12 protein-coding genes are annotated in these 14,380 nt (G+C 59.3%); 9 read left to right on the plus strand and 3 right to left on the minus strand.

The window, feature by feature from the left end:
* Nucleotides 1–27: 27 nt before the first annotated feature.
* From Q0753_RS04055 to Q0753_RS04070, 4 genes are all read left to right on the plus strand, one after another.
* On the plus strand, nt 28–1,314 hold the full coding sequence (locus Q0753_RS04055) for an aromatic ring-hydroxylating dioxygenase subunit alpha (protein WP_298717617.1): 1,287 nt from the start codon (nt 28–30) through the stop codon (nt 1,312–1,314).
* A 371-nt stretch (nt 1,315–1,685) separates the two neighbouring features.
* Nucleotides 1,686–2,693: a TRAP transporter substrate-binding protein DctP gene (gene dctP / locus Q0753_RS04060; protein WP_298717620.1), complete on the plus strand. Its 1,008-nt coding sequence runs from the start codon at nt 1,686–1,688 to the stop codon at nt 2,691–2,693.
* Nucleotides 2,694–2,762: 69 nt separating this feature from the next.
* The gene (locus Q0753_RS04065) at nt 2,763–3,296 is read left to right on the plus strand and encodes a TRAP transporter small permease (RefSeq protein WP_298717623.1); all 534 of its coding nucleotides are present in this window, start codon (nt 2,763–2,765) and stop codon (nt 3,294–3,296) included.
* A gap of 13 nt (nt 3,297–3,309) precedes the next feature.
* A complete protein-coding gene (locus Q0753_RS04070) occupies nt 3,310–4,596 on the plus strand; it encodes a TRAP transporter large permease (RefSeq protein ID WP_298717626.1) in 1,287 nt (428 codons plus the stop codon).
* Nucleotides 4,597–5,105: 509 nt separating this feature from the next.
* On the opposite strand, the gene Q0753_RS04075 is transcribed toward Q0753_RS04070, so the two are convergent.
* The 3 genes from Q0753_RS04075 to Q0753_RS04085 all read right to left on the minus strand — a co-directional run bounded on the left by Q0753_RS04075 (nt 5,106) and on the right by Q0753_RS04085 (nt 8,064).
* Nucleotides 5,106–5,336, minus strand: coding sequence for a hypothetical protein (locus Q0753_RS04075; RefSeq protein WP_298717629.1), 231 nt, complete (start codon nt 5,334–5,336; stop codon nt 5,106–5,108).
* 160 nt (nt 5,337–5,496) lie between these two features.
* Nucleotides 5,497–7,443: an acetoacetate--CoA ligase gene (locus Q0753_RS04080; protein ID WP_298717633.1), complete on the minus strand. Its 1,947-nt coding sequence runs from the start codon at nt 7,441–7,443 to the stop codon at nt 5,497–5,499.
* 138 nt (nt 7,444–7,581) lie between these two features.
* Nucleotides 7,582–8,064 (minus strand): thioesterase family protein, encoded by a 483-nt coding sequence (locus Q0753_RS04085; RefSeq protein ID WP_298717636.1) that lies wholly within the window; start codon nt 8,062–8,064, stop codon nt 7,582–7,584.
* Nucleotides 8,065–8,247: 183 nt separating this feature from the next.
* On the opposite strand from Q0753_RS04085, the gene Q0753_RS04090 reads away from it, so the two are divergent.
* The 5 genes from Q0753_RS04090 to Q0753_RS04110 all read left to right on the plus strand — a co-directional run bounded on the left by Q0753_RS04090 (nt 8,248) and on the right by Q0753_RS04110 (nt 14,228).
* Complete coding sequence (locus tag Q0753_RS04090) at nt 8,248–9,204, plus strand: GlxA family transcriptional regulator (RefSeq protein WP_298717639.1); 957 nt, start codon at nt 8,248–8,250, stop codon at nt 9,202–9,204.
* A 232-nt stretch (nt 9,205–9,436) separates the two neighbouring features.
* A complete protein-coding gene (locus tag Q0753_RS04095) occupies nt 9,437–10,327 on the plus strand; it encodes a 3-keto-5-aminohexanoate cleavage protein (protein ID WP_298717642.1) in 891 nt (296 codons plus the stop codon).
* A gap of 47 nt (nt 10,328–10,374) precedes the next feature.
* Complete coding sequence (locus Q0753_RS04100) at nt 10,375–11,343, plus strand: 3-hydroxyacyl-CoA dehydrogenase NAD-binding domain-containing protein (RefSeq protein WP_298717645.1); 969 nt, start codon at nt 10,375–10,377, stop codon at nt 11,341–11,343.
* A 118-nt stretch (nt 11,344–11,461) separates the two neighbouring features.
* Nucleotides 11,462–13,135 (plus strand): BCCT family transporter, encoded by a 1,674-nt coding sequence (locus tag Q0753_RS04105; protein WP_298717648.1) that lies wholly within the window; start codon nt 11,462–11,464, stop codon nt 13,133–13,135.
* Between the two features lie 64 nt (nt 13,136–13,199).
* Nucleotides 13,200–14,228: a GlxA family transcriptional regulator gene (locus Q0753_RS04110; RefSeq protein WP_298717651.1), complete on the plus strand. Its 1,029-nt coding sequence runs from the start codon at nt 13,200–13,202 to the stop codon at nt 14,226–14,228.
* Nucleotides 14,229–14,380: the final 152 nt, after the last annotated feature.

A 14,380-nucleotide genomic window follows, 5' to 3' on the forward strand; every position in this document is an offset into this window, starting at 1 on the left:
ATCTCAACAGCAAAGGAAGCAGCACACATGGAGCAGATCAACACCGCATTGTTAGGCACAGCCCCCGGCCTGGGTGATGCAGTGCAGATGTTGCAGCAGCGTCGTCCCGGCTATTCACTCCCGCAGGCGTTTTACAATAGTCCCGACGTCTTTGCTGCCGACATGGAGCAGATCTACGGCAAGGAATGGCTCTATGTCGGCCTGACCTGCGAGATCCCCAAGGAAGGTAATTTCATCACCCTGGAGGTGGGTAACAATCCCATTACCATAGTGCGCAACAAGCAGGGGGTTCAGGCGTTTCACAATGTCTGCCGCCACCGGGGTTCCCGTCTCTGTACCTCGAAGAAAGGCAAGGTCGCCAAGCTGGTCTGCCCTTACCACCAGTGGACCTACGAACTGGATGGCAAGCTGCTGTATGCCGGCAATGACATGGGCGAGAACTTCAACAAGGCCGAGTTTCCGCTGAAGCAGGTGCACACCAAAACCGCGGGTGGTTATATCTTCATCAGCCTGGCCGACAACCCGCCCGAGATAGATGACTTTCTGGCGGAGCTGGAGCGTTACCTCGAACCCTACGATCTGGAAAATGCCAAGGTGGCGGTACAGTCCGAAATCGTCGAGGACGCCAACTGGAAGCTGGTGCTCGAGAACAACCGCGAGTGTTACCACTGCAACGGCTCTCATCCCGAGTTGCTCAATACCCTGCTGGAATTTGACGACACCACGGATCCTCGTGCCACCGACGCCTTCAAGGCCCATGTGGCGCGTATGGGCGAGCAGTGGGATGCGGAGAAGATTCCCCATCACCATGTGTCGTTCGGACTGCGCAACCGCATGGTGCGCATGCCGCTGGCCGAAGGCAAGGTGGCCATGACCATAGACGGCAGCCATGCCTGCGAGAAGACCCTGGGTCGGGTCAAGAACCGGGAGCTGGGCTCGCTGCGTATTCTGCACCTGCCCAATTCCTGGAACCATGGCCAGAGCGATCATCTGGTCACCTTTCAGGTGGTGCCTCTTGGCCCGCAAAAGACCAAGGTGATCACCAAGTGGGTGGTGCACAAGGATGCGGTGGAAGGCGTCGACTACGACGTCGAAAAACTGCGCCGGGTATGGGATGCCACCAATGCCCAGGACAGAACCCTGGCCGAAGAAAACCAGCGGGGCATCAACTCCATGGCCTACGAGCCCGGCCCTTATTCGGCGACCTATGAATTCGGGGTGGTGAACTTCGTCGACTGGTATGCGGATACCTTTATCGGCCACGCCACCGGTCACGCCGGCAGTCAGACCCTGGCCGTCGAGTTGTCCGAGTAAGGCTGACTCAAAGGGGGGGGGGAGCCATCGGCTCCCCCTTGTCATTTCTGCGCTTTTTCCGTGGTCATTCCCGTGTAACCCGCTTCCACCCGGCAATAGTACGCTGCCAGTGATGCCTTAATCAGACAAGCCATTCCGGGCATGACGCAATTAAACCGTATTTCCCCGTTTTTTTGTCGCTATCGCGATGATGAGATATTCACGCAGCTATAGCATGGATATACACCGCAGCCGAGACGGAAGATGGTCCTGAAAGTGCCTCTGCTTTCTTATGATCATTACCGTTTGCGAGTTGAAAATGGATTTGCATCGTCTGTGTTCGCTATCGAGCGCATTCGTCTCACGCAGCACCACCAAGGGAAGGTAACCAAGTGAAAACCATCAAACGTAATGTTAAAACCTTGCTGGCTTCCGCCATCACTGCCGCCTGTCTGTTCAGTACCAGTGCCCAGGCTCTTACCCTGAAACTGGCAACCGACTCCGGTACTCAGGGCTCGCCGGCCGGCGACGCCCTGAAAAAATGGGGCGAGCTGATCGAGCAGAAATCCGGCGGCGACATCGAAGCCCGCGTCTACTACCAGAATGAACTGGGCGGTCAGCAGGAGGTATTTGATCTGCATGTGGCCGGCGACGTGGACGTGATGCTGAACTGGCCGATGACCTCTTACGACAAGCGGATTGGCGTGATTTACACCCCCTACATGACCCTGTCCTGGGATGAAGCGCTCAAGGCCTACAGCCCGGGCGGCTGGGTCAACAACATGCTGGGCGGTGTTTACCAGGATATCGGCCTGAAGTTCTTCGGACCCTGGCCGGAAGGGTTCAACGGCGTGGGGTCGCGCGGCAAGTATGCGTTGAATATCGCCGACGCAGACGGTCTCAAGGTGCGCACCATGACCGTGTTTCCGGCACCCCAGACCATGCAGGCGCTGGGTTACCAGACCGCCGCCATCGACTGGGGCGAAGTCTATACCGCGCTGCAGACCGGCGTCGTCGATGGTGAGGCCGGCAATGTGATCTACTGGGACTACGAGTACTTCCGTGACTCCCTCGACTATTTCGTGCAGACCAAACACTTTTTCATGACCGGTATACTGTCGATGAATCAGGAGGTCTGGGAAAGCATGACCGAAGCGCAGCAGAAGGTGGTCAGCGAAGCGGCCATCGAGATCATGAACGAGCAGTTCAAGGCCGCCAGGGAGCAGGATGAGCACTACATCAAAAAAGCCCAGGAAGCCGGCATGAAGTATTTCGAGCCGAGTACCGAGCAGCTGCGCGAATTTGCCAAGGCGGCCCGCGAGCAGGTCTGGCCCATGATGGACAAGGAGATCGGTTCCGAGATCATGGACACCATTCGCAGCAACGCCTCTCCGCTCTAAGCGGACAGGCATATCGTTTCAACATGACCGGCCCGCATTGCGGGCCGGTCTGCTCAGAGGCTGAAAAAGATGATCGGTAGAGTCTTTTACACGCTGGATCGCCGTATCGGGTGGTTACTGGAAGCGGCCGCTTTCATGTCCAGTATGCTGGTGGTCGGGCTGATGCTGTTTCTGGTACTGGCGCGCTATGTGTTTGGCTGGTCCATCGTCGGACTGCTGGAGCTGATCATGCTGTTCGGGATGTGGCTCTACATGCTCGGCGCGCTGATCGCCAGCCGTCACAACGAGCACCTTGTCGTGGATTTCGTCGAGCTGCAGATTTCGGATCATCGACTCAAGTTGATGCACAAGGCGCTGGTCTCTCTGATCACCTTCGTGATTTGTCTGTTCTTTGTGGTGCTGGCGTACCGCATGCTGGCCTGGGGGCTGAAACGTCCGCAGTCGACTCCCGGCATGGGGATACCGCTCTGGCTGCCACAGGCTTCGATCATGCTGGCGGCCGTGGGCTGTAGCTGTTATTCGCTGCGTGATCTGCTCTGTGCCGTTACCGGCATTGTGCATTCGGGGTCCGGCGCCCGGCAGCTCAAGGAAGGGGAGTACTGACATGGAAGGTTTTATGGCTATCGGGCTACTGTTGCTGCTGATGATCGTCGGCGTACCAGTGGCCTGGTCGTTTGCCGGCGTGCTGGCATACCTGGTTTACATTTATGATGCCAACCTGAATACGCTGATGTTGCAGGGCTACCGCTCGGTGGACTCGGTGATTCTGATTGCTCTGCCGCTGTTCGTGCTTACCGGCTACCTGATGCAAAGCGGCGGCATTGCCCGTCGACTGGTCGACTTCATCGAGGTGATGATCGGCAAGCGCCGTGGCGGTATGGGGGCGTCGATGATCATGGCCTCGGGCATCTTCGGTGCCATCGCCGGTACGGCTACCGCCGCCGTCGCGTCTATCGGCACCATCATGATCGATCCGCTGGAAAAACGCGGCTACCCGCGCAGTTACTCGGCGGCGCTGCTCGGGATCTCGTCGTTGCTCGGCATCCTTATCCCGCCGTCGATTACCATGATCCTGTTCGCGGTGGTCACACGCCAGTCGGTCGCCGCCTGTTTTGCCGCCTCGGTGGGGCCCGCCATTCTGCTTATTCTGGGGTTGATCGCCATCAATCGTTTCGGCGCCGGGCGCTTCTTTCACGAGCTGAGCAGTGCGGCCGGCGATGGTCTCGACCAACTGCCGGGCAAGGGCAGGGCGGCGATCAAGGCATTTCCGGCCCTGTCGCTGCCGATCATCATTCTCGGCGGCATTTACGGCGGCGTGTTCACACCAACCGAAGCGGCGGCGGTGGCCGCCTTCTCGGCGATGTTGATCGGCTTCTTCATCTACCGTGACCTGAATTTCAGAAGCTTCGCCCGCAGTGTGGTGGCGGCGGCGGAAACCACCGGCACCGTGATCCTGATCCTGCTGTTCAGTTTCATGATTGGCCGTATTCTGGCGTCGGAGCGGATTCCGCAGGACCTGACCGTGCTGGTCAGCACCCTGATCGAGAATCCCCTGCTGATCCTGATTGCGGTGAATCTGTTTCTGATCCTCGCCGGCATGATCATGGACGACGTGTCGGTCACCGTGGTGGTGGCGCCGCTGTTTCTGCCATTGATGGTGGATACCGGCATTCATCCGGTACATTTTGCCTCAATCGTGGCCTGCTCGGTGGTGATTGGCGCGAACAGCCCGCCGGTGGCGCCGATTCTGTATATGGCGTGCCGCATTGGCAAGGTGTCGATTCACAAAACGGTCAAGCCCGCCCTCGCGCTGATGGCGTTTGTTGCCCTGCCGGTGATGATCATCACGACCTTTGTGCCGGAAGTATCGCTGTTTCTGCCGCGGCTGCTAGGCTTCGTCTGAGCTCTATTTATGGTGGAGTCGTCATTTCTGGGGCGCCGAAGGCGCCCCTTTTTATACTTGCAATGTGATTATACCAATCTGTAAAACTCACTGAGCTGTTTGGCTGCCCCGAAAAGGTCGAACGAAGGGTCGACTCCACCGACACGCTGAACCGCATCCCTGCGACGCTCAGCACATGACGTCCTGTCATGTGATGGTCGGTAGAGTTGAACCCTTCATCCGCCCCTCTGCTGCGGCGTCGCCTGTGGGAGCGTCCTGCAGACAACTCGGGGCTTAAGGAGAGGCAACAGAGATCGGCTCCCACGACCGTGAAATGCCAGGGATGGCATTTTCCGAGCCCCCATGGATGGGTTTACGGCGTGTCGCGGGAGGTGACTCTGTTTCCTCGAGTATTCAGTTTAAACTAGATCATATTTTTACTTAGATTGGTATTACTAATGATGAGGAACCGACTCGTGACGTACGAGTCAGTATCACCAGAACAGGCATCCGGCCAGTGAGACCGGATATCAATCCGTGAGACATGCCAGTAATACTCTCTGTACCTCGGGATGCAGCAGTTCCCGCCTGGCCAGCAGCGATGCCAGCCGTTCCTGCCATAATGCCCGCTCCGATCCCGCCAGCGCCTCGTTCAACCGGTCGGTACACTCCGCCAGCGTCAGCCGTGTCGCCTCGGCTATCCCCCACGCCTGTAGCTGGGCACGAAAATCGTCCTGGTCAATCAGTTCGCTGATCATCATGGTTCTGTCCTCTTCAAATTATTTTGCCATAGCCTATGCAGCGGGCTTCCGTCCGGCAATAGGTCATAGCCGGTCAGGTCGCATTCAGGACAGTCGGCGGCCGGCGGCACGACGGCCCGTTAACCGGGCCGTCGTGCCGTGGTAGTGGCAGAGGGCTTTATCAGCAGGTCAGTTGCGGTAAATCCCGGTACAAGGCCAGCGCCTCGGGGTTCGCCAGTGCATCCAGGTTTTTCACCTGCTGTCCTTCGACGGTGCTGCGAATTGCCAGCTCTACCAGTTTTCCGGTGCGGGTGCGGGGGATATCCGCCACCTGGATAATCTTGCTCGGCACATGCCGCGGTGTGGTATTGCTGCGAATGGTCTGGCGAATCTCCTGTTCCAGTGCCGTATCGAGGCGGTAACCGGGTTTGAGCACCACAAACAACACCACACGTACATCATCCTGCCAGCTCTGGCCGATGGCGACGGCTTCCTGCACCGCGGCGACCTTTTCGACCTGGCGGTAAATCTCGGCGGTGCCGATGCGAACCCCACCCGGATTGAGCACCGCATCGGAACGGCCGTGAATCACCACGCCGCCACTGGGGGTCAGCTCGGCATAGTCGCCATGGGCCCAGACATTGTCGAAGGTGCTGAAATAGGCGTCGTGGTACTTGTGGCCGTCGCTGTCGTTCCAGAAGCCGATGGGCATGGCCGGAAAGGGCCGGCTACAGATCAGCTCGCCCTTGCCGCTGGCCACCGGCCGGCCGTCGTCCCGAATTTCGACCGCCATTCCGAGCCCCCGGCACTGCAGCTCACCGGCACGCACCGGCAGAATCGGGCAGCCCAGGGCAAAGCACGACAGTATGTCGGTGCCGCCCGAGATTGACGACAGGCAGAGATCGCGTTTGACCTCCCGATAGACATATTCGAAGCTCTCGTGGGTCAGTGCCGAGCCGGTGGACAGTATGGTTCTGAGCGCGTCCAGCCGGTGGCTGGTCCCCGGTCGAATGCCGGCCTTTTCCTGGGCGGCGATATATTTGGCGCCGGTGCCGAAGACGGTGACCTTTTCCTGTTCCACTATATCCCATAGCACCTCTGCCGTGGGGGCAAAGGGGGAGCCGTCAAACAGCACCAGGGTGGCGCCGGTGGCCAGGCCACTGAGCATCCAGTTCCACATCATCCAGCCACAGGTGGTGTAATAGAACAGCGTATCCTCGCGTTTGAGATCGGTATGCAGCTGATGCTCCTTGAGGTGCTGCAACAGGGTGCCGCCAACGCCATGGACGATACACTTGGGTACGCCGGTGGTACCGGAGGAGTAGAGGATACAAAGCGGGCTGTCGAAAGCCACCTGGGTAAATTCGAGTGTCGTTGCCGCCGGGTCGATAAAGTCATCGAGCAGCACGGCGCCGGGCACAAGGCTCAGATCCGCAGTGGTGTCGAGGTAGGGCATCACCACCAGCCGGCAAGGCTCGGGCAAGTGCGGCAGCACCTGCGCCAAGCGCTCCAGCGAGTTGAAGGTCTTGCCGTTGTAGAGGTAACCGTCGGTGGTAAAGATGACCTTGGGCGTGGTCTGACCGAAGCGATCCAGCACCCCTTGAAGACCAAAATCGGGCGAACAGGCGGTCCAGACGGCGCCAAGGCTGGCGGTGGCCAGCATGGCAACGACGGTATCGATGACGTTCGGCACAAAGCCCGCCACCCGATCGCCCTCGACCACTCCGACCCGGCGCAAGCCCGCGGCTACCTGGGCCACTCGCCGGTGAAGCTCGGCATAACTCAGGCTGTCGCGTCGACCGGCCTCGTTACGAAACACCAGTGCCGGACGCTCGTCACAAAAACGCAGCAGGTTTTCGGCGTAGTTCAGCCGAGCCTCGGGAAACCAGCGTGCGCCGGGCATCCGTTCGCCATCGACCAGCACCCGTTCGCCGCGTTCGCTCGCCTTTACCTCGGCAAAATCCCAGACCAGTGACCAGAAGTCCTCCGGCCGTTCTATCGACCAGCGATAGAGCGTATCGTAGCGGTCGACATGCATACCGGCCCGCTCGCCGGCCTGTTGCATGAATCGATGCAGGTTGCTGCGCTCGATTTGCATGGCATCTGGTTGCCACAGAATTCTGTTCATCGTTACCGCTCCTCGTCGTGTCCTTGTGAGAGTGAGTCATGGGTACAGCTCACGCGATGTCGCCAGCCGGTTGATTGCTGGTTTTATTGGGTTTTTCAATGCGTGTTTCGGTTAAGTCAAACCGCGAGAGTCTCTGGTTCAGCTGCGCGGCCGTGTCAGGGCGATGCTGCGCCCGGCCAGTGCCGGCCAGTCCTGGTTGCCCTGGCGCTGTTGCAAGGTTGCGACCCGGTCTGCGGTAGCGGGCAGCATGGGTGCGGCCCGGTGGGCCGACATGTCCATGTGCAGCAACAGGGTTTCCATCGCCGCCAGCTCCATGCCGCTGTCGCCGTGACGCATGGTGAAAAAGACCCGCAGCTTTTTGGCATCGCTTTCGAGCAGCCGGGCATCTACCTGCAAGGGTTCGCCCAGACTCACTTCCCGCAAATAGTGCACCATGCTCTGCAACGTATAGACAGATACCTGATATTCGGCGCGAAACGCCTCGTCCAGGCCAATCTGCACCATGAATTCATCGATGGCCTTGCTGAACACCAGCACATAACAGGCGTCATTCATGTGACCGTTATAATCGATCCACTCGGGCAGGACAGGCCCGTCAAATACCTTGAGTTCAGTTGCCATGTTCAGTCTCTTGTGAAGATTGCGCCAATGTACCTTTTGGACAATACTAACCCTCCTTTCCTGAAAAATTTGCCTGAATCCGCCTATTATTAGCCCTGAATATGAACGGAGACTGTGGGAGAGGCGTCGCGGATTGCAGACCAACACCCGAAACAACCGTACATCCAAGGACCGAGTGAACCCATGTTTGGAGATCGTCCCCACCGTTACCCTCAAGTCATTGGTTTTTTGCTGGTACCCGGCTTCTCGCTGTTCGGCCTGACGGCCATGCTGGATCCGTTGCGCCACGCCAACCAAAGCAGCAACCGCGAACTGTATCGCTGGCAACTGATCTCGGAGCAGGGCGGGGCGGTGCGCAGCAGCGACAACCTGGACATCATGAGCGACACCGGAGTCCGTGATCTTTCGGTGTGCGAAACACTGATTATCTGTTCCGGCTACGATCCCCATGCCCAAATTACCCCCGGTTTGCTGGGGTTTATTCGCAAGCAGGCCAGCCACGGCGCCGATATTGGCTGTCAGGACACCGGCGCCTATATTGCCGCCGCCGCCGGCATACTGGACGGCTACAGTGCCACTCTGCACTGGGAGAATCTGCAGAGCACCGCAGAGGCGTTTCCCCGGGTCGATTTGGTACAGGAACTGCTGGTGGTGGATCGAGGCCGCTTCTCGTGCCCCGGTGCCCTGTCGGGACTCGACATGATGCTTTATCTGATCGGTACCCAGCATGGCAATGGCCTGGCGACCACGGTGTCGGACAAGCTGATCTATACCCACAAGCGGGCCCACAGTGACCCCCAACGCATCTCGCTGCAGAAGCGCCTGGACAGCCGCAATCCGCGTCTGGTCGAAGCCGTGCAGTTAATGGAGCGTAATCTCGAGGAGCCGCTGCGCATCAGAGAAATGGCCGCTCAGCTTCAGCTATCCGAGCGGGAGCTCGAGCGCCTGTTCCGCCATTATCTGCAGCAGACCCCCAGCGCCTACTATCGCAACCTGCGTCTGGACCAGGCCCGCTGGATGCTGCAGCAAACCAGCCAGAGTGTGACCGATATCTCCGTCGCCTGCGGCTTTGCCTCCCTGTCTCACTTCACCCGCAGCTACCAGCAGCGCTTCAACAAAAATCCCAGCCGAGAGCGCTGAGCCGCATCCGCCAACATATTCAAGGCCTGCTGTCACACCGCCGGCGCAAACGAATATACCTTGTTCATTTGCGACACCGGCCGGATATGTTCGTATTTAGTAAAAAATGAATCGCATAAAGGCAAAAGACTCCTGCCGATACGCGTAACTTTAATGACCAGCCGGATGCACCGGGCGGTCTTGCCACTGCCTCCCGGCTCGACAACACAAAACACCAGGAGTCAGAATCGCCATGAATCAGGACGTCATCATCACCTGCGCCGTTACCGGTGCCGCCGATACCGCCAACCGCAGCCCGCACGTGCCGGTTACCCCGAAAGAGATTGCCGATGCCGCCATCGAGGCCTGGAATGCCGGTGCCGCCATTGCCCACATGCATGTGCGCGATCCCGAAACCAAACAGTGTTCCCGCCGCCTGGATCTGTACGCCGAAGTCTGCGAGCGTCTGCGCGCCGCCGACTGCGACGTTATCATCAACCTGACCGCCGGCATGGGGGGCGACCTCTATATCGGCCCCGAGGAAAACCCCACCGCCTTCTGCCCGGAAACCGACCTGGTCGGTGGCCTCGAGCGACTGGTACATATCGAAGAGCTGAAGCCCGAGATCTGTACCCTGGACTGCGGTTCGGTCAATTTCGGTGACAGCAACCTGGTGTACATCTCGACGCCGGACATGCTGCGCAAGGCGGCGGCCCGTATCCAGCAGCTGGACGTTACCGTCGAACTGGAAATTTTCGACACCGGCAACCTCTGGTTTGCGCTGCAGATGATGAAAGAAGGGCTACTGGACGACAACGCCATGTTCCAGCTCTGCCAGGGCATTCCCTGGGGCACACCGCCGGAGCTGAGCCTGCTCAAGGGCATGGTCGACATGCTGCCGGCCAACACCAACTGGACCGCCTTTGCACTGGGCCGCAACCAGTTGCCCTGGGCGGCGCAGTCAGCCCTGCTCGGCGGCCATATTCGCGTCGGCCTCGAAGACAACCTGTATCTGGGCAAGGGCCGGTTCGCCACCAACGGCCAGCTGGTCGAGCGCGCCGTCAATATCGTCGAAAATATGGGATCTCGGGTGCTCAGCCCCAGCGAAGCCCGCCAGAAACTGCGTCTGCGTGGCACTCAGTAACGCCCGTTGTAACGACACAGCACTCAACCCTATTCGGAGCAAATACCATGACTCGTCCTCTACCAACTGAAGTTACCAAGGCCGGCGTGCTCGGCACCGGTGTTATCGGCGGCGCCTGGGCGCTGCATTTTCTGAGAATGGGCATGGACGTGGTCGCCTATGATCCGGGCCCCAATGCGCGTGAAAAACTGCTGGCGATGGTGGAGCAAATCTGGCCGACCATGCAGAAGCTGGGCCTGCGCGAGGGCGCAAGCCCCAGCCGGCTGCGCTTTGCCGACAGCCTGGAAGAGTTGGTCAACAGCGTTGAGGTGATTCAGGAAAGTACGCCGGAAAACCTGAATGCCAAGCGCGGCCTGTTCGCCGAACTCGACCGGCTGGCCCCGCCCGACGTGGTGATTATTTCCAGTACCTCGGGGTTTGCCATGACCGACATGGCCGTCGAGGTGCAGCAGCAGGCCGATCGCTTTGTGGTCGGTCATCCGTTCAACCCGCCCTATCTGGTGCCTTTTTGCGAAGTCTGTGGCGGCGAACGAACCAGCCAGGACGTGGTTGACTGGACGGCGGCCTTCTATGAGGCGATCGAGAAGCAGGTTGCCAAGATGGACAAGGAATTGCCGGGCTTTATCGGCAACCGTTTGCAGGAAGCCCTGTGGCGCGAGGCCCTGCACATGGTGGCCAACAACGAATGCTCGGTCGAGGATATCGACAAGGCCATCGCCTATGGGCCGGGTCTGCGCTGGGCCATTATGGGCCACTGTCTGACCTATCACCTGGGCGGCGGCCAGGGCGGCATGGCGCACCTGCTGGATCACTTCGAGGAATCGCTGAAAGAGCCATGGACCCGTTTGGATGCGCCTGAACTGACACCGCAGCTGAAAGACGATATGGTAGCCGGCTGCCTGAACCAGGCCAATGGTGCCTCGATCAATGAACTGATTCAGGAACGTGACGACTGCCTGATCCGTATCATGCAGACACTCAAGGAATATCGCGACGAGCAGGGTATTCGTCGTTAACACACCTGCAATGGGGCAGGGTTAAGGCCCCATTGCCGTTTATCACCAACATCAAGGAGGCTGTTTATCCATCGAGCAATACAAGGACCCGTATTATGGCTTATCGGAGACAAACAGAATGTCTATAGAACAACAACTTGCAGATAATCACGGTCGTTTCAAGACCGATGTCCTGGCCCGCAAGGGCCTGTTCAAGGGGATGCACAGGGGAATGACGGTGGCCTCGGCCGCGCTGGTGCTCGCCTTCGTGCTCTTCACCGGCTTCAATACCGAACTGGCCAGCAGTATCTTCGGCACCGCCCGCAGCTGGATTGAAACCACCTTCGGCTGGTACTACCTGGTCACGGTGGTGTTTCTGATCGCGACCTGCTTCTACATCGTGTTCAGCCGACATGGCAGCACTCGTCTTGGCGATGACGACACCCGACCCGAGTTCAGCAACTTTGCCTGGTTTTCGATGTTGTTTTCCGCCGGCATCGGTATCGGCATCCTGTTTTTCGGTGTCGCCGAGCCCATCTTCTACCTCGACAACAGCGGCGCCTTTGGCTACCCCAACAACCCCTACGCCGACATGGCCGGCGCCACCGGTCTCGGTTATGACCGGGCCGTCGATGCTCTGCGCGTTACCTTTTTTCACTGGGGCTTCCACGGCTGGGCGGTTTACGTCATCGTCGGCCTGTCGCTGGCCTATTTTGCCTACCGCAAGAAACTGCCGCTGGCGCTGCGTTCGGCCCTCTATCCCTTTATCGGCGATCGCATCTATGGCCCCATCGGTCATGTGGTGGATATGCTCGGCGTACTCGGCTGTGTCTTTGGCGTCGCCACTTCGCTGGGGCTTGGCGTCAGCCAGATGTCGGTCGGTCTGGAACGGCTGATCGGGGTCGACCCGGGTATCAACACCCAATTGGTGCTGATCGCCCTGATTTCCGTGATTTCCATTCTGTCGGCCGTGTCGGGCGTTCAGCGCGGCATCAAGATCATTTCCGAGTGGAACATCATTATTTCGGTGCTGGTTATCGGCTTTTTCCTGTTTGGTGGCCCGACCGCCTGGCTGCTGGGCATTTTTGCCGAATCCCTCGGTGATTACCTGGTCAACTTCGTGCAGATGGGACTCTGGTTCCCCGAAGAGGAAGGCCCTGCCAGCTGGCAGAATGGCTGGACCGTGTTTTATTGGGGCTGGTGGCTGGCCTGGGCACCCTTCGTCGGCCTGTTCATTGCCCGAATCTCCAAGGGCCGCACCCTGCGTGAATTCGTGCTCGGTGTGCTGCTGGTACCGACCCTGGTGATCTTTGTCTGGCTGGGTATCTTCGGTGGTACCGCGCTCTGGCAGGAACTGAACGCCGCGGGCGGCCCCGGCAATGCGGGCCTGATCACGCTGGTCAATGACTGGAACCTGCCGGCCGCGCTGTTCGCCAGCTCCGACGGCATTGCCGGTGAAGGCACCCTGGGCTGGATTATTTCGGCGCTGATGGTGTTCCTGCTGATGAGCTGGTTCGTCACCTCGTCGGACTCCAGCACCCTGGTACTGACCACCATACTGTCGCTGGGCAATGAAGAGCCGCCACAGCTGTTCCGGGTATTCTGGGGCATAGTGATTGGTCTGGTTGCCGCCGTGCTGCTGCTGGCGGGTGGCCTCAGCGCCCTGCAAACGGCGCTGATGGCCGCGGCCCTGCCGCTGAGTCTGGTCATTCTGGCCATGACCTGCGGGGTGCTGACATCTCTGTGGCAGGACTCGGGACAGGTTCGCGCCCCGAGCACTGTGCCCGGAGTCTCAGAGCCCCAGAACGACTGACGCCAACCGGGCCTGCGCTGTGTGCCCTCACTGCACACGACGCAGGCCCGTTTCAGGAGTTCATATGCACGCATCCACACCAACCGGGACGGCGGCGGTGAGCAATCCCGCCGCCGTCCCGCCCATATTGCACCCCGACGACGACGGCGTTATTACCGTCTCCTTCCTGCTGTTGCCGGAATACGCCATGGTGTCGCTGCTGTCGGCCATAGAGCCATTGCGCATCGCCAATCGCCTGGCCGGGCGGGAGCTTTATCGCTGGCAGTGCCTGAGCGAGAACGGCCAGGCCGTGATGGCCAGCAACCAGATGGCACTGCAACAGCATCTGGATATGCACGCCGTCGACAGGCCGCGCAACCTGTTTGTCAATGCCAGCTTTCACCCCGAACGTCATCAGAGCCGCAACCTTATTGACTGGCTGCGTCGGCTGAACCGGCGCGACAGCCTGCTGGGCGCGCTGGATACCGGTTGTTACCTGCTGGCCCGGGCCGGTCTATTGAAAGGGCATCGCATTACCCTGCACTGGGAAGCCGTACCGGCGTTCCAGGAAACCTACCCGGACATTCTGATCAGCCCGGAATTGTTTGAAATCGGCCGCAATCGCATTACCTGTGCCGGCGGTACCGCCGCCACGGACATGATGCTGCACCTGATCCGGCAACAGTCGGGCACCGCACTGGCGCTGCAGATTTGCGATCAATGCATCAAGAACGGCATACGGCCGCCTTCCGATCGGCAGCGCATCGGCCTGCCGCGACAGCTCAATATCCATCATCCCCGGCTGATCCGGGTGCTGGCGCTGATGGAGCAGCATATCGAAACACCGCTGACGCCGGCGGAACTGGCCGGCAGCGCCTTTATCTCGCTGCGCCAGCTGGAACGGCTGTGCCGGCAGTTTCTGGATACATCACCCTCCGCCTACTACCTGACGTTACGCCTCGAACGGGCCCGACAGTTGCTGCAGGAGACGGATCTGAGTGTCTGCGAAGTCGGCAGTGCCTGCGGTTTTATCTCGGCATCCGGTTTTTGTCGCAGCTACCGGCGTCACTTCAACATGACGCCCGGTGAGCAGCGCCGCCGTGGCGCCGCCTGATCTTCTGTATGGGAGGAAATTATACCAATCTAAATAAAAATATGATCTATTTCAAAGCTGGCACGAGAGGAAACAGAGTCACCTCCTTCGACACGCTATAAACCCATCCATGGGGGCTCGGGAAATGCCATCCTTGGCATTTCACGGTCGTG

The sequence above is a fragment of the uncultured Oceanisphaera sp. genome, from assembly GCF_947495715.1.
Classification (GTDB): domain Bacteria; phylum Pseudomonadota; class Gammaproteobacteria; order Enterobacterales; family Aeromonadaceae; genus Oceanimonas; species Oceanimonas sediminis.

Bases quoted from the DNA above. Each gene is read 5' to 3' on its own strand.
- Q0753_RS04090 (WP_298717639.1), top strand. From the start codon at position 8,248: ATGTTTGGAGATCGTCCCCACCGTTACCCTCAAGTCATTGGTTTTTTG.
- Q0753_RS04085 (WP_298717636.1), bottom strand. From the start codon at position 8,064: ATGGCAACTGAACTCAAGGTATTTGACGGGCCTGTCCTGCCCGAGTGG.
- Q0753_RS04055 (WP_298717617.1), top strand. From the start codon at position 28: ATGGAGCAGATCAACACCGCATTGTTAGGCACAGCCCCCGGCCTGGGT.
- Q0753_RS04110 (WP_298717651.1), top strand. From the start codon at position 13,200: ATGCACGCATCCACACCAACCGGGACGGCGGCGGTGAGCAATCCCGCC.
- Q0753_RS04095 (WP_298717642.1), top strand. From the start codon at position 9,437: ATGAATCAGGACGTCATCATCACCTGCGCCGTTACCGGTGCCGCCGAT.
- Q0753_RS04105 (WP_298717648.1), top strand. From the start codon at position 11,462: ATGTCTATAGAACAACAACTTGCAGATAATCACGGTCGTTTCAAGACC.
- Q0753_RS04070 (WP_298717626.1), top strand. From the start codon at position 3,310: ATGGCTATCGGGCTACTGTTGCTGCTGATGATCGTCGGCGTACCAGTG.
- Q0753_RS04100 (WP_298717645.1), top strand. From the start codon at position 10,375: ATGACTCGTCCTCTACCAACTGAAGTTACCAAGGCCGGCGTGCTCGGC.
- Q0753_RS04075 (WP_298717629.1), bottom strand. From the start codon at position 5,336: ATGATGATCAGCGAACTGATTGACCAGGACGATTTTCGTGCCCAGCTA.
- Q0753_RS04080 (WP_298717633.1), bottom strand. From the start codon at position 7,443: ATGAACAGAATTCTGTGGCAACCAGATGCCATGCAAATCGAGCGCAGC.
- Q0753_RS04065 (WP_298717623.1), top strand. From the start codon at position 2,763: ATGATCGGTAGAGTCTTTTACACGCTGGATCGCCGTATCGGGTGGTTA.